Source organism: Paenibacillus sp. MMS18-CY102 (genome assembly GCF_009789195.1).
Lineage (GTDB): Bacteria > Bacillota > Bacilli > Paenibacillales > Paenibacillaceae > Paenibacillus_T.
In genome coordinates this window covers 100,435-120,096 of record NZ_WSTC01000009.1, presented here as the reverse complement: position 1 = coordinate 120,096, position 19,662 = coordinate 100,435, and the positions used below count along the sequence as shown (strand labels likewise).

At 51.0% G+C, this 19,662-nt stretch carries 17 protein-coding genes; 2 read left to right on the top strand and 15 right to left on the bottom strand.

The genetic code is table 11. The features are described from left to right. Nucleotides 1-3: 3 nt before the first annotated feature. The 7 genes from GON22_RS08790 to metH form a co-directional block, all read right to left on the bottom strand. A complete protein-coding gene (locus GON22_RS08790) occupies nucleotides 4-813 on the bottom strand; it encodes an HAD-IIA family hydrolase (protein ID WP_160395739.1) in 810 nt (269 codons plus the stop codon). Beyond that, nucleotides 810-1,904, bottom strand: a complete 1,095-nt coding sequence (locus GON22_RS08785; RefSeq protein ID WP_160395738.1) for a Gfo/Idh/MocA family protein — start codon at nucleotides 1,902-1,904, stop codon at nucleotides 810-812. The genes GON22_RS08790 and GON22_RS08785 overlap by 4 nt, the downstream gene beginning before the upstream one ends. 159 nt (nucleotides 1,905-2,063) lie before the next feature. Further along, nucleotides 2,064-3,452 carry a ribonuclease H-like domain-containing protein gene (locus GON22_RS08780; protein ID WP_160395737.1) on the bottom strand — a complete coding sequence of 463 codons (1,389 nt, stop codon included), beginning with the start codon at nucleotides 3,450-3,452 and terminating at the stop codon, nucleotides 2,064-2,066. Beyond that, nucleotides 3,449-5,734, bottom strand: coding sequence for a DEAD/DEAH box helicase (locus tag GON22_RS08775; RefSeq protein WP_160395736.1), 2,286 nt, complete (start codon nucleotides 5,732-5,734; stop codon nucleotides 3,449-3,451). Before GON22_RS08775 ends, GON22_RS08780 begins: the two co-directional genes overlap by 4 nt. Before the next feature lie 163 nt (nucleotides 5,735-5,897). After that, nucleotides 5,898-6,872 carry a metal-dependent hydrolase gene (locus GON22_RS08770; protein WP_160395735.1) on the bottom strand — a complete coding sequence of 325 codons (975 nt, stop codon included), beginning with the start codon at nucleotides 6,870-6,872 and terminating at the stop codon, nucleotides 5,898-5,900. A 130-nt stretch (nucleotides 6,873-7,002) separates the two neighbouring features. Beyond that, complete coding sequence (rnz, locus tag GON22_RS08765) at nucleotides 7,003-7,929, bottom strand: ribonuclease Z (RefSeq protein WP_160395734.1); 927 nt, start codon at nucleotides 7,927-7,929, stop codon at nucleotides 7,003-7,005. Between the two features lie 95 nt (nucleotides 7,930-8,024). Further along, nucleotides 8,025-11,465, bottom strand: a complete 3,441-nt coding sequence (gene metH / locus GON22_RS08760; protein ID WP_160395733.1) for a methionine synthase — start codon at nucleotides 11,463-11,465, stop codon at nucleotides 8,025-8,027. 162 nt (nucleotides 11,466-11,627) lie between these two features. On the opposite strand from metH, the gene GON22_RS08755 reads away from it, so the two are divergent. Beyond that, nucleotides 11,628-12,170 carry a 1,2-dihydroxy-3-keto-5-methylthiopentene dioxygenase gene (locus GON22_RS08755; protein ID WP_160395732.1) on the top strand — a complete coding sequence of 181 codons (543 nt, stop codon included), beginning with the start codon at nucleotides 11,628-11,630 and terminating at the stop codon, nucleotides 12,168-12,170. Nucleotides 12,171-12,247: 77 nt separating this feature from the next. On the opposite strand, the gene GON22_RS08750 is transcribed toward GON22_RS08755, so the two are convergent. The 5 genes from GON22_RS08750 to GON22_RS08730 form a co-directional block, all read right to left on the bottom strand. Then, on the bottom strand, nucleotides 12,248-13,033 hold the full coding sequence (locus GON22_RS08750; protein WP_160395731.1) for an HAD family hydrolase: 786 nt from the start codon (nucleotides 13,031-13,033) through the stop codon (nucleotides 12,248-12,250). Between the two features lie 70 nt (nucleotides 13,034-13,103). After that, nucleotides 13,104-13,607, bottom strand: coding sequence for a hypothetical protein (locus GON22_RS08745; protein WP_160395730.1), 504 nt, complete (start codon nucleotides 13,605-13,607; stop codon nucleotides 13,104-13,106). Between the two features lie 68 nt (nucleotides 13,608-13,675). Continuing rightward, on the bottom strand, nucleotides 13,676-14,668 hold the full coding sequence (locus tag GON22_RS08740) for an aldo/keto reductase (RefSeq protein WP_160395729.1): 993 nt from the start codon (nucleotides 14,666-14,668) through the stop codon (nucleotides 13,676-13,678). 83 nt (nucleotides 14,669-14,751) lie between these two features. After that, a complete protein-coding gene (locus GON22_RS08735; protein ID WP_160395728.1) occupies nucleotides 14,752-14,955 on the bottom strand; it encodes a DUF896 domain-containing protein in 204 nt (67 codons plus the stop codon). Between the two features lie 150 nt (nucleotides 14,956-15,105). Then, on the bottom strand, nucleotides 15,106-15,375 hold the full coding sequence (locus GON22_RS08730; protein WP_160395727.1) for a LysM peptidoglycan-binding domain-containing protein: 270 nt from the start codon (nucleotides 15,373-15,375) through the stop codon (nucleotides 15,106-15,108). 293 nt (nucleotides 15,376-15,668) lie between these two features. On the opposite strand from GON22_RS08730, the gene lexA reads away from it, so the two are divergent. Further along, on the top strand, nucleotides 15,669-16,292 hold the full coding sequence (gene lexA / locus GON22_RS08725) for a transcriptional repressor LexA (RefSeq protein WP_160395726.1): 624 nt from the start codon (nucleotides 15,669-15,671) through the stop codon (nucleotides 16,290-16,292). A gap of 193 nt (nucleotides 16,293-16,485) precedes the next feature. On the opposite strand, the gene glnA is transcribed toward lexA, so the two are convergent. The 3 genes from glnA to GON22_RS08710 form a co-directional block, all read right to left on the bottom strand. Then, the gene (gene glnA / locus GON22_RS08720) at nucleotides 16,486-17,814 is read right to left on the bottom strand and encodes a type I glutamate--ammonia ligase (RefSeq protein WP_006036771.1); all 1,329 of its coding nucleotides are present in this window, start codon (nucleotides 17,812-17,814) and stop codon (nucleotides 16,486-16,488) included. Between the two features lie 89 nt (nucleotides 17,815-17,903). Then, the gene (locus GON22_RS08715) at nucleotides 17,904-18,314 is read right to left on the bottom strand and encodes a MerR family transcriptional regulator (RefSeq protein WP_006036770.1); all 411 of its coding nucleotides are present in this window, start codon (nucleotides 18,312-18,314) and stop codon (nucleotides 17,904-17,906) included. A 62-nt stretch (nucleotides 18,315-18,376) separates the two neighbouring features. Further along, nucleotides 18,377-19,660, bottom strand: coding sequence for a methionine gamma-lyase family protein (locus GON22_RS08710; RefSeq protein WP_160395725.1), 1,284 nt, complete (start codon nucleotides 19,658-19,660; stop codon nucleotides 18,377-18,379). Nucleotides 19,661-19,662 lie beyond the last annotated feature (2 nt).

Sequence of the window (19,662 nt, the reverse complement as noted above, 5' to 3'; positions counted from 1 at the left end):
CTCTTATTGCCCGTTTCGCTCGGTTATATACGAGCTCAATGCTTCCAAATCCGCGCAGATGACATCAGGCCTGCAGCCTGCTTTTGCCGCATATGACTCGAGGTTATCTGCTGTTGTTAGCCCCGTTAATACAAGCACAGTGCCGCAGCCAGCCGCCTTGCCCGCTGCAATATCCGTAGCTAGATTATCGCCGACCACCCACGACTGGGATGCGCTGACACCTAAACTGTTTAAAGCAAAATTCATAAGAATAGTAGAAGGCTTGCCAATAACGGTAGGCACCTTCCCGCTAGCCGCCTGTATCATCGCGCCAATCGATCCTGCACCGGGCCGAAGCCCGTGTTCAGACGGCAGCAACAAATCCGGATTGGTCAAAATCGATTCCGCTCCACCGAGCAATTGTTCCACTGCTTTTGCGATTTTATCATAAGAAAGCTCACGATCAATCCCTTGTACGACGAAGTCTGCACCCTCTTCAACGATCGTTAAGCCCGCTTCTTCTGCCGCTTGCCGCAGCCCGCTCTCGCCAATGACGAATACGTTCGCACGCGGCTTAACCTTTGCAATATACGCGGCGGCAGCTTCTGCAGATGTGCATACTTCCTTCGCTGTTGCTGGTATGCCCATACCTTGTAATCGATCAGCGAATGCGCCTGGCGTTAAGGACGAATTATTCGTCACATAACGGAATGGAATGTTCTGCTCAATGAGCTGCCCAATCAACCGATCAGCACCCGGAATCATCCGTGTGCCGTGGTAGAGCGTCCCGTCTAAATCTAACAATAACCCTTTAATCGGCCCCGTGTACGTCATGCCCGTTCCTCACGCGATTGGGCAATGACGCGTTCAATCCATTGCTCCACAATGACGCCATCGCGCAGCGTTGGGACGATATCCGGCCAACGGTCTTCTCCTGCTAGCCGCAGGAGGAAATGATGCAGCGCGCCAAAATGGTTATCAACCGCAAATCCCATCGTCGTCTTCTCGTCCGGTATTAATGCGAGTGATGAAGGCTCCGGCAGTGATCCTGCACGGCCTTGGACAAAATGTACGGCTGGGAACGCATCCCGTTCCAAGTCGCATGTGATCGCTCCGCGAGCGCCCACGATCTGGATATCGAACGCTTCCGCCCCGAGCGCAACTCTAGATACTTCGGCTACGCCGTTAATGCCCGAAACAGTAGACAGCTGGATCATCGCCCAGTCATCGACGTCAACATCTGCAAGCTCTGTACTCCCCGCAGATGCTGGACGTCGTTTCACATGCGTATGTACGCGGCCATTAGCTTCTTCAATCTCTCCAAACCAATAGCGGAATAGATCAAGCGCATGCACGCCTAAGTCGCTAATCGCTCCGCCTCCGGACATGCTGCCTGACAGCCTCCAGCTAATCGGGCGTTCCGCATTTAAGTAACCGGAGCGGCGGTATGAAATCTTGCATTGCAAAATTTCGCCGATCACCTCTTGGCGCACCAGCTCACGGATGCGCATTGCTGCCGGATGGTAACGGAACGTGAAAGCGAGCTGCTCAGGCAATCCCGAAGCTTGCACCGCCTGCTGAAGCTGCTCCGAAGCTTCATAACGGTCTGTGACCGGTTTCTCGCAATAGACTGCTTTGCCGCCCGCGATAGCCGCTCGTACATCGCTATCATGCAGATGGTTCGGCGTACAAATATCAATGACATCCACCTGTGTATCGGACGCAGCTTCCGCTACGGTCGACACAACATTGCGGAAGCCAATTGCCTCTGCTTGCGCCCGTTTACGTTCTGGATCACGCGTGATGAGCGTGTCCAGCACTGGCAACACGGGAACCCGCTTTACGATTGGGAGCGCCCGTAAGGCGGTCATATGTGTTTTTGCTATATTTCCGAAGCCGCTAAAAGCAAATCGGATCGTTTTCATTCGATATACCCCTCCACTATAACAGCCTGCTTCAAGCTTCAAACGCAAGCTGGAGCAGGCGTTCACTGCTATTGCCGATCAGCTAAGCCTTCTGCCACAATACCACAGGTTTAACCAAGTTACCACCCTGATTGTCCATCGTTCGACAAAGAAAACCGGCTATTGCGATGTCTTGCGAACGAGCCTGCCTAGCCGGTGCCGCAAGGCATCAATCTCTTTACGGCGCTTGCTATTCGCACGGCCAGACAATGGATGCTCCAGGGCAAGCGCTAATGCTGCCTGCGCGAATTGTAATGCAGCATCCGTATCTTTTGCACGATGCTCATAATACATCGAAAGCTCGATATGCGCTTCCCAGTTCGGCAAACCCGATTGCTCTGCCGCCGCGGCCGATTTTCGCCATAGCTCAATTGCTTCATCCCAGTTGCCCTGCCGTTTATCCCGCTCGGCTAACCGATTCCATACAGAAGGCGATGCGTGTTCGAGCCGCCGGACAGCGGCCAGCAGTGGCGCAGCCGAATCCGAGCATCCCATTCGCTCTAGCCATAAGCCTGTTCGAACCAACTCTTCCGGCTCAGTTGGAACTGGAACCTCTTGCCCGATGCGCCCCGCCAGCAAGTGCCCGAATCGGATCGCAAGCGCAGCGAGGGATAACATATCAATCTCATTATGGCGAAATACGTCCTCTAACGGTGCAGGATTCCCATCTGCCAAATAAGCAAAATACCGGCCAGGCGCCTCCGAGCCCGGAAGATCATCCTGCCGAAAAACCCCGAGCCGCTCCTCTTCAACGCGGCTAAGTTTGCAGGACGTTAATGTATTTCGCCAGATCGTCCGTGATGGATGAAGAAAATCCAAATGCAGCGGCTCCCATACCCGGCTGCCGAACCCGTTCATGATGAAGCGGCTTTGCACGAGCGGCCAGTCGAAGGTACGCCCGTTATAGGTTACTAAATAACGAAATTGCGCCAAACGGTCTTTCAAATCCGCCAGCATCGCCCGCTCCTCCGCCGGATGCCGAATAAGCGATTGGCGAACGACATATTCATTCCCCTCGTAGTAGGCAATGCCTAACATAAACGGGACATTGCCCGCACCAACACCAAGGCCTGTCGTCTCCAAATCGAGAAACAGCACGTCTTGCGGCACAGGCGGATGATCCTGCATCTCGTTTCCGCTCCTCGGGTCTGGCCCAATGACAAGCTCATCCCCATGAAATGCAGCTAAAGACGGTGCAGCAGCCGGCCATTCCGCAAATGCATGAATCCCGTGCTGATACGCCATCGGAAATCGCGTTTCCTTCAGCAGAAACTCGCCAGCCTCATGGCGAACGAGCCGCACGCCGTAAGGCGCCCATTCTGGAAGCTCCAAAACATCTGCCGTAGAATGGGCTTCTTCTAACATTGACGTTGCTTCCTCATAAGCTTCCGCCAACGTGTTCGTTTGTTCTGGCTGAGACGGAGCCGTTACCGCCTCGGCAGCTCCCGCTCCCGCCTCCGCCTCTGTATTGCCCCGTAGCCGATTAAAGCGATCGCGAAACGCACTCATTGATTCGCCCCCGCTTCTTCCAGCAGCTTTAGCGCCTGCGTTTTGCCAAGCAGCCCTACTTCCTCGATTGGCCCTACGCATGCCGGGCACCCACTTAAGCATGTACACTGCTGGATGAGCCGCTTCGCCTTTGCCAGCAATTCGTCATGCACCTCATACAACCGTTCACTTAAGCCAATGCCGCCCGGATACCGGTCATAAAAATAAATGGTCGGGCGCTGCGTATGCACCGCCTTCACCTGCGGCACGACACGAATGTCAAGCGGGTCGCACATGAGATAGATTGGCGCAATATGCACGAGCACATTGGCGATGCCCAGCAGCGCACATTGCATCTCATTTGTCCCTTTGCCCGCTGCCGCTTCCTCGCTGAAAGCGAACCAATAGCCGCTAGTGTGAAGCTCTTCCTCTGGCAAATGGATAGGCCCTGAGCCTATGTTTTCGTGTGTACGCAACCGAATTTTTTTGAAAATCGTCGCCTTCGCATTAACCGTGACTTCCCCATACGTCCGAACGATATCTCCGCTCACACGTTCCTTATCAGCATGAAGCACCTTAAGCTCGACCGCTAGATTGGCATCGGTGTAATAATCAACGTCCACTTCCCGCACATATGCCTTCTTCTCCGCATAATCCAGCTTCTCTACTTGATACTGCACGCCTTCGTGAATATAGATCGCTTCCTCATGTATAAGCGTAGGCGCGCTGAAGCGGTCAACCTCACCTAATACACGGCTGCCTTCGGACAGGTCGATAATAATGAAGTTTTCTTGCGCAGCAGACCGGAGCGAAATCCCATGGGCCGGGAATGACTGCTCCATCCAATACCATCGGCTCCCCGAGCGATGCAGCACCTTCTCTTCCACCAGAAACTCCAGCATATCTTCTAGCGTTTCCGAACCAAATTGCTCGCCTGTTTGGAAAGGAAGCTCGTACGCCGCACATTTGACATGGTCGATCAGAATTAACAGGTTATCAGGATGAATAAGTGCCCGTTCTGGCGGACGGTTGAAGAAGAAGCTTGGATTTTGAATAATATATTGGTCTAACGGATTGCTGCTAGCAACCATAAATGTCACTGAGCTAGTCTGCCGCCTGCCTGCACGGCCCGACTGCTGCCATGTGCTTGCGACCGTTCCGGGGTAGCCGTTAAGCACGCATGCCTGCAATTGCCCAATGTCAATGCCGAGCTCCAGCGCATTCGTGCTGACAACGCCGCGAATTTCCCCATTACGGAGCCCCTTCTCGATCTCACGCCGAAGCTTAGGCAAATATCCGCCGCGATAGCCGCGAATCGTTCGGTCCCCAATTTTATCCTTCACCAGCTCTTGCAAATAAGTTAAAAGCAGCTCCACTCGCACTCGGCTCCGCGCGAACACGATCGTCTGCACCCCTTGCTTCAGTAGCATGCCAGCCAGTTTCCTCGTCTCAAGCACACTGCTGCGGCGAATGCCTAGCTGTTCATTAACCACGGGCGGATTGTAGAATACAAAATGCTTCTCACCCATTGGCGCTCCGTTATCATTGACAAGCGCAACGGATTCGCCAATGAGCCGCTCCGCATGCTCCTGCGGATTGTCAATCGTTGCAGACGCACAAATAAATTGAGGCGAAGATCCATAAAACTTGCAAATCCGCTTCAAACGCCGAATGACATTCGCGACATGGCTGCCAAATACGCCGCGATAGGCATGCAGCTCGTCAATGACGATATATCGGATGTTCTCGAATAGCTTTACCCACTTCGTATGATGCGGCAAAATGGCCGAGTGCAGCATATCCGGGTTCGTCACGACAATATGCCCTGCATTTCTGATCGCTTGCCTTACAGTAGGCGGCGTATCGCCATCGTATGTATGTGTCTTAATCGGCGCTCCCATTATATCGGCCAGCTTCTGCAGCTCTGCCACTTGGTCCTGCGCTAACGCCTTGGTCGGAAACATATACAGCGCCCTGCCATCATCGTTTTCTAATAGCGATTGCAGCACTGGCAAATTGTAGCACATCGTCTTGCCCGACGCCGTCGGCGTCACGGCAACCACATGATTGCCCTCTCTTACCGCACGGTAAGCTAATGATTGATGTACATACAGCTCATCTACGCCTCTCGCACGAAGCGCATCCGCCAATTGCGGCGCTAAATCCTCTGGAAGAGGCGCCGTCCTTGCCGATCGAGGCGGAATCGTATGCCAATGGGTTACGTTGTCCATTAATTCCGGCTCTTGCTTTAGCTCTTCCAGCCATTCGTCCAAATCAGATGCCCTGCCCGTCCATCGGTTCATGTTGTCCCCTCCGCTTTTCCGTTCGCGTTTTTCTATCCCTCCATTGTACAGAATGCATGTTCGGCTGGCAATGGTAACGATGGACAAGAGCCGTGTACCAAAAGCCCGCCAAGCGGGCGTTAATCGCTGTGGCGGGCTGCTTCTAAGTCGTGTGAGTTATTCGTTACACATGCGGCGGTTCCCATGTTTTTTTGTCCCAACCGAGCCTGCAATCGCGAACATTCATTTGCCGATCGAGCGTTACCGCTGCATGGAAAGGCATTTTATGATTATGCCAAAACCGCACATCGCTCCACGTTACCTCATACCCGTCGAGCCGCTCTTGCACATTGACATGAACATTTTCAGCAAAATTCAAAAATGCCCGAACGCCGTCCGTTGCCATCGTTGCAAGCGCCGCGTCAGGCAATTGGCCAGAAAGAGACTTGTGAATCGTTGCTTCTACCTGCACGCCTTTATTGCTGACATTGCCGGTCCGGTACTCATCTGCGCCTTCCGCCACGAATTGCCATGTAGCGCCTCTCATGCTTGGCAGAAGCGTCACGCGCAGTCCTGCACCCATCACGGCCTCAACCTGTTTTAGCCTGCGCCGGTGCTCGAACCATCGCCATCCGATATAGGCGCACGTTGCCGCATATAGAATCGAAAACATAAGCCCCGGCTGCGGCAGCAGCCCGCTAATCCATAACAAAGCCCCAACTAAATGTGCGGCGAACAGGTAAGGATCAAACAAGCATAATGCGTCCAGATGCAGCCACCGGCTCGAAAATGGCCGCAAGCATTGTACGCCATAGCCGTTAAACAAATCGAGCGTGATATGAAAAACAACCGCAAGCAGCGACCACATGATGACTAACAGCGCATGCTCCATCACCCCAAACCAGCCCGCACAAGGCAAGCCGATCATCAAGCTCCATACGAACGGCGCAGGCAAGGAGTGCGTAATCCCACGATGGTTACGCAGGTAAGCCGCTTCCCCTTTCAGCCTAACGACTGCATCGAAATCAGGCGCATGGCTTCCGATCATCGACGCCGCTACCATCGCATGTATAAGCGAAGCGTCTCCTGCAACCTCTGGCACGAGCAAAGCTGCCCCCGCAAGCGTAAATCCGAATAGCAAATGGCTTCCCGTATCCATAACGCGCTCACCTCTTCAGCTTAGGATTGCAACCACAGCTTTGTTGGCAATATCCTACCTGAAGTCCATTATCGGATTGTTTGGGAATCGTTATGTTATTGTAAGGGCCGTTACTGGCTAACCTTCCGTTCTAGCATTGGCATGGAATGTCGAACACAGCTCCGTCAAATGCCGCTTCGGTGTTCAGAAATACTTCTCTCGCTTCATTCGTAAGCTGCACCGCATCTTCTAACTCGTAACGCGAGCTAAAATGGGTCATAACAAGCTTGTGCGCACCTGCTTGCTTAGCTGCCTCAGCAGCTTGCACCGTCGTCGAATGGCCGTACAACGCTGCTTTTTCTTCCAAGCCAGCTTCGAAGGTTGCTTCGTGTACGAGCAGGTCGGCATTGTCGGCAAGCCGAACGGCATTGCTGCATGGCTTCGTATCGCCTAAAATCGTAACGATTCGCCCGGGGATGCAAGCCCCCGTTACATCAGATGATTTGATCACCCTGCCGTCAGGCAAGGTGACATCTTCGCCTGCCTTAAGCTTGCCATATAACGGTCCCGAAGGAACGCCTGCTTGCTTCAGCTTGTCAGCGTCCAACCGCCCAGGACGAGGCGATTCTACTACCCTATACCCAAAACAAGGAATCCGGTGCTCCAAGGCCGCAGCTTCGACCCGGTATTGCCCGTCATCGAAAATTACGCCATCGAACGCTTCCACATACTGTATGTCATAACCGATATGCGTTCCACTCAGCTCGAACAAGCACTCGACCATCTGCTGCACGCCAGTTGGCCCGTAGATCGTAACCGGCCCAACGCCGCCATCATAAGCTCGCGTACTTAGCAGCCCAGGCAAGCCGAACGTATGGTCACCATGCAGATGGGTTATAAAAATGCGGTCAATGCGGTTCAGTTTAATCGGCGTATCAAGCAGCCGATGCTGCGTGCCTTCACCGGCGTCGAATAACCAGACCGACTGCGAAGGCGCAGGCAGCTTTAACGCGGCTGATGTAACGTTCCGCAATCGGCTTGGCCTGCCAGCGCCAGTGCCTAGAAAAGTAAGCTCCACTTCGACACCATCCTTTCCTTGGGAAAAAACCTCCGGTCAAGCCGCTCGAATGGGCGGCATACCGGAGGTTATCTGTCATATGGGATTAACGGCTATTAAGCTTTATCGACGTTGAAGTAACGAGCTTCTGGATGCGAGAACACCATTGCAGATACAGACGCTTCTGGCTCCATCATGAATTCTTCTGTCAGCTCGACGCCAATGTCCTCTGGCTTCATCAGCTCGAACAATGGCCCCTGATCCTCTAAATTCGGGCATGCAGGGTATCCGAACGATACGCGAATGCCTCTATAACGAGCGCCATGGCGCTGTGCCATTGTCATGTCAACAGGATCCTGAATGCCCCAAATGTCGCGCATGATGTGATGGACACGCTCCGCGAGCCCTTCAGCCAACTCAATCGCCGTCGCTTGAATCGCATGCGATAACAAGTAATCGCCGTTATCCTTATACGTTTCCGCCCGTTCCCGAATCCCGTGGCCCGCCGTTACGACGAGGAAACCAACATAGTCCATTTCACCGCTCTCTACCGAACGCAGGAAGTCAGCCAAGCAGAGGTAAGGCTCAACATGCTGGCGAGGGAACGAGAACCGTTTCAGCACCTTCGTATGGTCGGCTGGATCATAGACGAGAATGTCGTTTCCTTCCGATTGTGCCGGGAAGAACCGGTACATGCCGTGCGCTTTGATCGAACCATTAACCGTTGCATCACGGAAAATGCCGTCGACTGTTTCCTTCAACTGCTCCGCTTTCGCATCGCCATCTGCTATCAACTTATCGAAATTGCCGCGAAGCCCGAGATGGTGGCCAATCAGCGTTTGCATATTCACATATGGCACCACATGCGGGATTGGAATGTTACGCATAACGTGACGCTCCAAATCCGGCGGGATTTGGACAGGCACATCAGTCGCCACATTCGAACGAACTGCGCGCGATAACTCTGGCATCGGCTTAACCGTTTCGGTAATGCCGAAGCCAGATGCCCGCAGCTCCTCATGCTCCTGCTCTAGTCGCTCACGATGATCAGGCGTCACAAGCTTATTCGCTATGTCGAGCCCGTCCATCGCATCCTTCGCGTACAGGACAAGCCCATCATACTCTGGCGAAATCCGCGTCTTTGTGAACTTGCGCGTAAGTGCAGCACCACCGACGAGAATCGGCGCATCAATGCCTGCGCTGCGCAAATCTTGCGCTGTAATGACCATTTGCTGGGCTGATTTAACGAGCAAGCCCGACAATCCGATGGCATCGGCTTTTTCTTTACGATACGCTTCGATCAGTTGCTCTGGCGGTACTTTGATGCCGAGATTAATAATTTTGTAGCCGTTATTCGACAAGATGATCTCGACCAAGTTTTTGCCGATATCATGCACGTCGCCTTTAACAGTTGCAAGGATAATTTTCCCTTTAACTGACGACTCTTCTACCTCCATAAACTGCTCAAGATGCGCGACGGAAGCTTTCATAACCTCTGCGCTCTGGAGCACTTCCGCTACGATCAACTCATTGCCATTAAACAGCCGGCCGACCTCTTCCATTCCCGCCATTAACGGACCGTTAATAATTGCGAGCGGTGCATAAGTTTTGAGCGCCTCATCGAGGTCTGGAATAAGCCCTTCCTTTGTCCCTTCGACAATGTAGGAAGCAAGGCGCTCCTCCAACGTCAGATTGGACGTTTTCTCCTTCTTCTCAACCTTCTTCTCACGGAAAGCTGCGACGAACAAAGCTAATGTCTCATCGCTCGTATGGAAAATAAGGTCTTCTGCCAGCTTGCGCTCTTCTGCCGGAATCGATGCATACCGTTCCAGCTTTTCCGAGTTTACGATGGCATAATCAAGACCCGCTTTCGTACATTCGTACAAATAAACGGAGTTCAGCACCTCGCGGCCGGCTGGCGGCAAACCGAACGAGATGTTACTGAGGCCGAGAATCGTTTTGACGCGCGGGTATTTTTGTTTAATAAGGCGAATGCCTTCAATGGTCTCGACAGCAGAACCGATGTATTGCGGGTCACCGGAACCGACAGGGAACATATTCGGGTCAAAAATAATGTCATCTGGCGTCATACCATATTTGTTCACGAGCAAATCATACGCTCGGTCCGCAACTTCAACCTTCGCTTCACGCGAAACCGCCTGGCCGCGCTCGTCGATGAGAATACAAACAACAGAAGCGCCATATTGATGGATGAGCGGTAAGATCTTCTCAAACTTCGACTCCCCATCTTCGAGGTTAATCGAGTTTATGATCGCTTTGCCTTGCGAATATTTCAGCCCCAACTCAATGATATGGTCGTAGGTTGAATCAAGCATAAGTGGCGCTTTAATTTTCTTCACAACTTGTGGAATAAATTGATGGACCGCGTACTCTTCGTCCACATCCGTGTCCTGCAAGTTAATATCGATGACTTGCGCGCCGTTCTTTACTTGTGACCGCGCGATTTCGGAAGCTTCATCGAATGAGCCTTCCTTAATCAATCGTTTGAACTTTAATGAGCCTGAGATGTTTGTCCGTTCGCCGACCATAATTGGCCGGTTCGCGTCTTCGATATAAACGGTATCAATGCCAGTTACCGCTGGCAAATGCTCGCCCAGTTTGCGGCGTGGCTCATAACGCGCCATCACATCCGCCATCGCGCGAATATGTGCAGGCGTTGTACCGCAGCATCCGCCGGCGATATTTAACCAGCCGCTCTCGGCAAATCCCGCCATCTTGGCAGCAAGCGATTCCGGCGTTTCATGGTATTGCCCGTTCTCATCAGGGAGGCCCGCGTTCGGATAACAACTAATTGCAGATGATGCAATTTCACTCAACGTACGAATATGGTCACGCATGAACTCCGGCCCAGTTGCACAGTTCAACCCCATCGATACCGGCTTCAAATGCTCAAGCGAGAGATAGAACGATTCAATTGTCTGTCCCGCGAGAGTTGTACCCATCGGTTCAATTGTGCCAGAGATCATAATCGGAAGCTCAATGCCTGTCGTTTCGAAAGCGCGTTTAATTCCGATGCTGCCCGCTTTTACGTTCAGCGTATCTTGGCTCGTCTCCAACAAGAGCGCATCTACTTTTCCTTCAATAAGCGCAACAGCTTGCTCGTAGTAGCTATCAACCAGCTCATCAAATGTGACGCCGCCTGTAACGGACAGCGTTTTCGTTGTCGGTCCCATCGCGCCTGCTACGTAACGAGGCCGCTCAGGCGTCGAATATTTATTCGCCGCATCAACCGCCAGCTTCGCTGCCACTAGATTCAGCTCACGCGCTTTCTCGGGAATATCATATTCCTGCAAAACCACGCTCGTTGAACCGAACGTGTTCGTTTCGAGAATGTCGGCTCCGGCTTCAAGGTATTGTTCATGTATGGATTGAATGACGTCAGGCCGCGTAAGCACAAGGATTTCATTACAGCCGTCGAGATCGTCACCGCCAAAATCGTCAGCCGTCAAATCCGCTTGCTGAATCATCGTGCCCATCGCGCCGTCCATAATAAGAATGCGTTCCTGCATCAACTGCTTTAAGCTAGGTTTCGTCATGCGTTTCTCCACACCACTTTCGACAAAAATCATTAACATTTAGTCTACCAGAAAGGTTCTAATGTGAAAAGGTCAATTGGTCGACAGGCACTTTTTTTTGTTTTATAATATAGGATATTACGCACTGAAATTTAATTCCTATTGGAAAAGAGGGAATGGCAAATGGCAGAAATACGCATTCGCAATACGAACGAGCGCATCCAAGGCGACGCTAACGTAAGCGAGTTCCTTAACAACCAGAACGTTATCTACGAGAAATGGGACATGGCGAAGCTTCCTGCTCAGCTGAAAGAGAAATTCACGCTAACAGACGATGAGAAAGCTGAAATCCTGTCGACGTATGACGCTGAAATTCGCGATCTGGCCGCTCGCCGCGGCTATCAGACGTGGGATGTCATCACCCTCTCTGATGCAACGCCAAACCTTGATGAGCTTCTGAAAAAATTCGAAGACGTTCACACGCATACCGAAGATGAAATCCGAGCAATCGTTGGCGGACGCGGCATCTTTATCATTAAAGGCTCCGACGACGTAGGCTACTTCGATGTCGAGCTCGAGCCAGGCGACATTATCTCTGTACCTGAGAACGTTGCCCACTTCTTCACCCTGATGGACAATCGCCAAATCGTTGCGATTCGCCTTTTCATCGAGAAAGACGGCTGGATTGCATACCCTTATGCCGATCCAACTTTCCAAAAAGCATAAATACAAAAGAAGAAGCCTGCAACGATCGTTGCGGGCTTCTTCTTTTGTTCAAATGGCACTGCTGTTCCCGCTCGACTTTACTCGATAATCGGCAACAGTTGCTCTAAATGCGAAATCTCATGCGTGGGCACAATTTCGTCCGTCCGTTTTACACCATGGCGATTGATCCATACAGATGTCATGCCTACGGTGTTTGCGCCGAGAATGTCTGTCGTCAGCTTGTCGCCAACCATCACGCCATCTTCAGGCTCAATCTCAAGCTTGTCCAAGGCATGGCGGAAAATCGATGCTGCTGGCTTGCCTTCGCCAAATGCGCCAGAGATGATAATATGGTCAAAATAAGGAACCAAGTCAGGCACGCCGTCCAGCTTCTCTTGCTGCAAGTCAGGGGAACCGTTTGTAAGCAACAGCAGCTTGTATTTGCCCTTCAGCCGGTCAAGCAGGCGGAACGTTTCTTCATATACATGCGAACGCGAACGGCGCTCTGCCGGGAACATTTCGCCAAGCTTTTCACCAAGCGCTGCATCCTCGACACCAAGTGCACGAAGGCCGCGTGTCCATGCTTCCGTCCGGTAGCTTGGCACAATCGCTTGCAGCTTGCGGAACGATTCCAGCTCGCCGCCCGTGAAGTTGCCCCATAGCCCTTCAAATGGGTTAATGCCGATCATTTTGGTGAATTCAAACGTCTCGTAGGTCGCATACAGTTCTCGAGCTTCATGGCGAACCGCCTCTTCAAGTGCGGCTGCTTCTACTCCAGTCGCTTCTGCAGCATACCGGCAAGTTGCGTCGAACGCTTCTTGTACGCTTCGGTCATCCCACAATAACGTATCATCCAAATCAAATAGTACGGCTTTCTTCGTCATAATCCACTGTCTCTCCCTGATTCTTTAATGAGTTTTTCGGCTTTATCTATCAAAAAAGGCACTGTGACGTTTACTTTACGTTGTACGGCACCTGATTTTGCTGCGCGAAAGTTTTGAGCCGCTCCGCCATAGCGGCAGTCGGATACAAATTCGTGATGCGTGCAAACACCCAATTTCCGCCACGATGGCGCGAAATGACAATATATCCATCTTGGACGTTAATGGCTTTCATTTCCTCAGCCTTCAGGCGCCTGTCACCCGAAAATTTACGCGTCTGGACGTAGTCTTGCCCGATCTTTAGGTAAGGGCGGCGAAGGAGCATAATAACAGCCAGCAAAATATAACAGCCAATTGTTATCCAATACAAATTGCTTTGTGAGGCTTTGGGATTGCTATCTAACAACGCATATGCCATCACAATGAAAAGAAGCAGAATCGGTCCAATGAAGCTTCTGCCTTTGTAAATATCAGAACGCTCCGCATTGGGCACAACCGCTTGAATGCCTTGTTTTTTGCGTTGTTTGTTTAATTGGTTCATATTGTTGCGAACTTTGCGTTCCCACGAACGTGACACGAATAATGCCCTCCTTCAAATGCGTTAAACCTATATTGCATTGCGTTTAGAGCGCCGCTTCCAATCGCTTACTTCAGCCCTCGGCTGAACTTCTGAATAAAACGATTCGGATATTCAGCAGGCAACGCGCTAGCTTCATCAAGCTTATTCCACGATTCTGCTGATAGCTCCCAGCCGATCGCTCCCATGTTATCTTCGAATTGCTCTAGCGTTCGCGCGCCAAAAATCGGCGAGATGATGCCTTGCCGTTGAATTAGCCAACGCAATGCCACTTGAGCTGTCGTGCGCTCCAGCTCTTTCGCTGTCTGCCTTACAGCATCGCGAATGGACAAGTTGCGTTCTGTTCCGCGTACAGCCCATGAGCTTTCTCCCCCATTAGGATTAGCCAACCGGCCTTCCGTAGGGAGTTCATAACCATATCGATCGGTCAAGAAGCCCCCGCCGATTGGCGCCCATGGAATAACACCAACATTTTCTTCAATGCATAGTTCCAGCAATTCACGGTCCATCTCACGGCTAACTAAGCTGTATTGCTGTTGAATCGCGACAAATCGCACAAACCGCTGCGCTTCACTAACCGCAAGCGACTTCATTAAATGCCAAGCAAAGAAATTAGAGCATCCAATATAACGGACTTTGCCGGCAGTAACGAGATCATCTAGCGCACGCAATGTTTCTTCGATAGGCGTTGCCTGATCCCAAGTATGTACTTGGTATAAGTCAATATAATCCGTGCCTAGGCGCTTCAGGCTTGCTTCAACTCCATCGAGTATATGCTTACGGGATAAGCCCGCCCCATTCACATGGGAAGCAGTAGGGAATCGCACTTTCGTAGCCAGAATAACATCGGACCGCTTCGAGCTAATCGCCTTGCCGACGATTTCCTCCGAACGGCCGCTCACATACACGTCAGCTGTATCCAGAAAATTGCCGCCAGCATCCAGAAACTGATCGATCATTCGATTGGATTGCTGTTCATCCGTCGTGTTTCCGAATGTCATCGTGCCCAGGCATAGCTCAGATACGGCAAGGCCGCTTCGTCCGAGTAAACGATATTGCATAAATCCCCTCCTCAACGTATCCATGATCTCTCATCATCATACCTTATTTAGCCAATCCCGTTAAGCATAACATTCTGATCGGATTAATGTTTAATTGGAGGTTTGTCGCCTTCGTCCTTCTCGTTGCCTTCAATTACGATGTTATCCAATTGGTTTCGGAAATTCCCTTTGAAAATCTCCAAATATTTGCGGCGAAGCTCTGCTCGCTCCTCTGTCTCGGCTTCTGTCAAACCTACCGATTTATGTTTACGGGACAATTCATTAATCCTCGCAATTAGCTCTTCCATCTCCGTAATCTCCTCTCTATATATACATGATGCGATATCCCTTACTACTTTGACATTATCATCAATAGGTTGTCAAGGACGAGGCAACGAGAAAGAAGCCAATCCCATCCGGACCGGCCTTTACTTGCTTCTCCTATGATGAACCTGCTGTCAATTCGGGATGATTAGCATTTGCCCTGATTGCAGCAACTCAGAATCCAGCCCATTCCTCACTTTAATCTCATGCACCATTTCACGAATATCACCATGATGCCCAATGGCTGTAGATGCGATCTCCCATAATGTGTCGCCCGGCGCGACGTACACGATGGTCTCACCTTCCATTGGTGAAGCCGGCTGCTCGCTTGATGCCTCCGTAATAACAAGAAGCGCACCGCAGAACAAAATAATAGCGAACGCTAGTGCAAACCCCCATTTCATGAAAATAACCCAAGTGTTCCGCCGTTCGTTACGAGTTTGCTTCAGCGCCACCCGACTCGTTCTATTATAAGAAGTTGAAGAAATTCCGCTACTAATGTACATTTATCAGCACCCCAAACATTTGTTCTTGTTCTTGATGACCATAATATACCACGAACATTTGTTTGGGTCAAGCTGATTTCGGAACATTTGTTCTCATCATTTTGCGAACGAGTGTGCCCTCGAACTTATGTTTGTACGAACTCCGGTTCTGTGTTATAATTTGCTATAATCTTACCTTTGGAGTGATGATGGTGTCGAAGCTTTCCAACCGCCAGCAGGCGATTCTTGAATTTATCAAGAACGAAGTTCGGGATAAAGGATATCCGCCTTCCGTTCGTGAGATCGGCGAAGCGGTCGGACTTGCCTCCAGCTCTACCGTACATGGCCACTTAGACAGACTGGAGAAGAAAGGCTTTATTCGCCGGGATCCTACGAAGCCTAGAGCAATTGAAATTTTAGACGGCGATGCGGATCTTGATTCCTCATTCGCTATGTCATTCGCTAAAGTACCGATCGTCGGCAAAGTAACGGCAGGCGTGCCGATCACAGCTACTGAGAATATTGAAGACTTCTTCCCACTTCCATCCCACATGGTTGGCGATCATGACGTATTCATCCTAAGCGTTATGGGCGAAAGTATGATTGAAGCTGGGATTCACGATGGCGACTACGTTATCGTCCGCCAGCAGCCAACAGCATCGAATGGAGACATCGTTGTAGCAATGACCGAGGAAGATGAAGCAACAGTGAAAACCTTCTATAAAGAAAAGGATCATGTTCGCCTCCAGCCTCAGAACCCAACGATGGAACCAATTCTTCTTAAGAATGTAACCATTCTAGGTAAAGTAATCGGATTATTCCGCGATATTCACTAATTCGCTCGCCTTATCCTTACCTGAACGACATACAACCCCAGCCTGGCACCATGCCTAGCTGGGGTTGTTTTATTGCAAAGGCGGCTTTAGTCCGTTAGTCTCCCGGTAAATGGTTACTATTTTGTTCTTCAAACGGAAAAAAGGAGTCCCCCAAGTTTACGCTCGTGGGACTCCCTCTTATCTCATGAAACCTTTAGTACAGCGTCAAGTACTGATCGCGTTCCCATTGGTGGACTTGCGTGCGATACATATCCCACTCAATTTCTTTTAACTCGTAGAAGTGAGCCAAAGCATGTTCGCCGAGCGCATCGCATACCACGTCACTGCGCAGCATTTCTTGCAGCGCTTCTGCGAGGTCTACTGGCAAGCTAGGAATGCCTTCTTCGACGCGCTCTTCTTCGCTCATGATGTAGATGTTACGGTCAACCGGTGCAGGCAGCGTCATTTTGTTTTTAATGCCATCCAAACCTGCCTTCAACATTACAGCAAGTGCAAGGTATGGATTCGCTGCCGGATCTGGATTCCGAGCTTCAATGCGCGTGCTTAGGCCACGGGAAGCTGGAATACGAATCATCGGGCTGCGATTGCTCGCCGACCATGCAACATAGCATGGTGCTTCATAACCCGGAACAAGACGCTTGTACGAATTGACCGTAGGGTTCGTGATTGCAGCAAACGCGCGTGCATGGCGCAGAATGCCTGCCATATAATAACGAGCCGTTTGGCTCAGGCCGAGTTTATCGCTCTCGTCATAGAAAGCATTCACATCGCCTTGGAACAACGATTGGTGACAGTGCATGCCTGAACCGTTTACGCCGAACAACGGCTTAGGCATGAAGGAAGCATGCAGGCCATGTTGTCTGGCAACCGTCTTAACGACGAGCTTAAACGTTTGGATTTGGTCAGCTGCTTTGATCGCATCGGCATATTTGAAGTCGATCTCATGCTGGCCTGGAGCAACCTCATGATGGGATGCTTCGATCTCGAAGCCCATTTCCTCGAGCGTCAAAACGATTTCACGACGGCAGTTTTCGCCAAGATCCATTGGTGCGAGGTCAAAATATCCGCCTTGGTCGTTCAACTCAGTCGTTGGATTACCCTTCTCGTCTGTCTTAAACAGGAAGAACTCAGGCTCTGGACCAACGTTCATTGCGGTATAGCCCATTTCTTCAGCTTCTTGCAGGGCACGTTTCAAAATGCCGCGCGGGTCACCAGCAAACGGCGTGCCATCAGGCATATAAATGTCGCAAATCAAGCGTGCAACGCGATCTTCCGTTACCCAAGGGAATACAACCCACGTATCAAGATCCGGGTACAGATACATGTCTGATTCTTCAATCCGGACGTAACCTTCAATCGACGATCCGTCAAACATCATTTTGTTATCGAGTGCCTTCTCCAGCTGGCTAACCGGAATTTCGACGTTCTTAATCGTGCCGAGCAGATCAGTGAACTGCAAACGGATAAATCTGACGTTCTCTTCTTTCGTAATACGCAGGATGTCCTCTTTTGTGTAGCTCACGAGATCATCTCCTTCAACGAATAATAATGGTTATAGGTAAGTCAGTGGTGCGCAATTGTTGCAGGCTATTCCCAATAATGAGAGCGCTTTTAATGCTTGTTATAGAATCGGGATAGCTGGCCTTGAATCATAGAAGCTTTGCCAGGACGTTTCTCCAGCAGCTGTTGCTTCAGCAAACGATGAAGCTGGGCATCCGACAATTCGCGCCGTTTAACTTCTGATTGTTCACTCATGACCGTCGCTTCTTCAGATTCCATGTTCAGTGGGTTCATGACTTGCTTGATTCCGGCAATGTTGACGCCCTTCTCGATTAACGACTTGATCTCCAGCAGACGTTCAACATCATTAAAGGAGAACAAACGTTGATTCCCCGCGGTGCGGGCAGGCACGATCAACTCATGCTGCTCATAGTAGCGAATTTGACGTGCGGTCAAGTCCGTGAGCTTCATGACGATCCCAATCGGGAACAGCGCCATATTTCTCCGTATTTCGTCACCCATTTTCGCATCAACCTTCCAGTAGCCGTGTTATGTTTTTATTGTAACGTTGCTAACATGACACGTCAAGTTGTGGAAGGTTTAATGCGCAATATTCCGCGTTCCGCCATCTGGCTTAACGCTGTGAGTATACCATATTTCACATGAGCATAGGTCAGGCCACCTTGCATATAAGCGATGTATGGCTCCCTTATTGGGGCATCAGCCGAAAGCTCTAGGCTTCCCCCTTGAATGAACGTGCCAGCTGCCATAATTACGGGATGCTCATATCCCGGCATGTCCCATGGTTCAGGTACAACGTGGGCATCGACTGCCGACGATTTCTGGATGCCCTGCACGAAGGCAATAAGGTGTTCTGCACTGCCGAACCGAATCGCTTGGATAAGGTCGGTACGAGGCTCATTCCATGCCGGCTTCGTTTCGAATCCGAGCATTTCGAATAGCGCAGCAGCCAGTACAGACCCGCGCAATGCTTGTCCTACCGTATGGGGTGCCAAATAAAGCCCTTGATACATGCCGCGCAATGTCCCTAATGTCGCACCAACTTCTCCGCCAATGCCAGGAGCCGTCAAGCGAAATGCAGCAGACTCTACGAGTGAAGCTTTGCCAGCAATGTATCCGCCGGTTGCAGCTATTCCCCCGCCTGGGTTTTTGATGAGCGAGCCTGCCATTAAATCAACACCAACCTCCGTTGGCTCTGCTAACTCGGTAAACTCGCCATAGCAGTTGTCGACAAACACAATAACATCAGGCTTGATCGCTTTCAAACGCTGGACCATCTCTTCAATCTGCGCAACAGTAAAGGAGGAACGCCAATCGTAACCACGCGAACGTTGAATGCCGACCACTTTGGTCCGTTCGGTCATACGCTGTGCGACAGAATCCCAATCTACCGAACCATCTGGGAGCAGCTCAACTTCGCCATACCCAATCCCCCAGTCTTGCAGTGACCCTGTCCCGTCGCCCGGCTTGCCGATAACTTTATGTAACGTATCGTACGGCTTGCCTGTTACGTACAATAGCTCATCCCCTGGACGAAGCACGCCAAATAACGCTGTTCCGATCGTATGCGTGCCAGAGACAAAATGTGGGCGCACGAGCGCCGCCTCTGCTCCAAATACGTCTGCATAAACGAGATCCAGCACTTCTCGGCCGCGATCATTATACCCGTATCCCGTTGAGCCATTAAAGTGAAAATCACTAACCTTATGCTTCTGAAAAGCTTGAATCACTTTCCATTGGTTGCGCTCCGCCGTCTTGTCTAGCAGCGCAAAAGAAGCGGAAACGCGCCGTTCGGCCGCCTCCGCCCAACTCTCCAAGTGTGTCCACACGTTATCATCTTGATGCATGG

Bases quoted from the DNA above. Each gene is read 5' to 3' on its own strand.
- GON22_RS08790 (WP_160395739.1), bottom strand. From the start codon at position 813: ATGACGTACACGGGGCCGATTAAAGGGTTATTGTTAGATTTAGACGGG.
- GON22_RS08785 (WP_160395738.1), bottom strand. From the start codon at position 1,904: ATGAAAACGATCCGATTTGCTTTTAGCGGCTTCGGAAATATAGCAAAA.
- GON22_RS08780 (WP_160395737.1), bottom strand. From the start codon at position 3,452: ATGAGTGCGTTTCGCGATCGCTTTAATCGGCTACGGGGCAATACAGAG.
- GON22_RS08775 (WP_160395736.1), bottom strand. From the start codon at position 5,734: ATGAACCGATGGACGGGCAGGGCATCTGATTTGGACGAATGGCTGGAA.
- GON22_RS08770 (WP_160395735.1), bottom strand. From the start codon at position 6,872: ATGGATACGGGAAGCCATTTGCTATTCGGATTTACGCTTGCGGGGGCA.
- metH (WP_160395733.1), bottom strand. From the start codon at position 11,465: ATGACGAAACCTAGCTTAAAGCAGTTGATGCAGGAACGCATTCTTATT.
- GON22_RS08755 (WP_160395732.1), top strand. From the start codon at position 11,628: ATGGCAGAAATACGCATTCGCAATACGAACGAGCGCATCCAAGGCGAC.
- GON22_RS08750 (WP_160395731.1), bottom strand. From the start codon at position 13,033: ATGACGAAGAAAGCCGTACTATTTGATTTGGATGATACGTTATTGTGG.
- GON22_RS08740 (WP_160395729.1), bottom strand. From the start codon at position 14,668: ATGCAATATCGTTTACTCGGACGAAGCGGCCTTGCCGTATCTGAGCTA.
- GON22_RS08735 (WP_160395728.1), bottom strand. From the start codon at position 14,955: ATGGAAGAGCTAATTGCGAGGATTAATGAATTGTCCCGTAAACATAAA.
- GON22_RS08730 (WP_160395727.1), bottom strand. From the start codon at position 15,375: ATGAAATGGGGGTTTGCACTAGCGTTCGCTATTATTTTGTTCTGCGGT.
- GON22_RS08715 (WP_006036770.1), bottom strand. From the start codon at position 18,314: ATGGGTGACGAAATACGGAGAAATATGGCGCTGTTCCCGATTGGGATC.
- GON22_RS08710 (WP_160395725.1), bottom strand. From the start codon at position 19,660: ATGCATCAAGATGATAACGTGTGGACACACTTGGAGAGTTGGGCGGAG.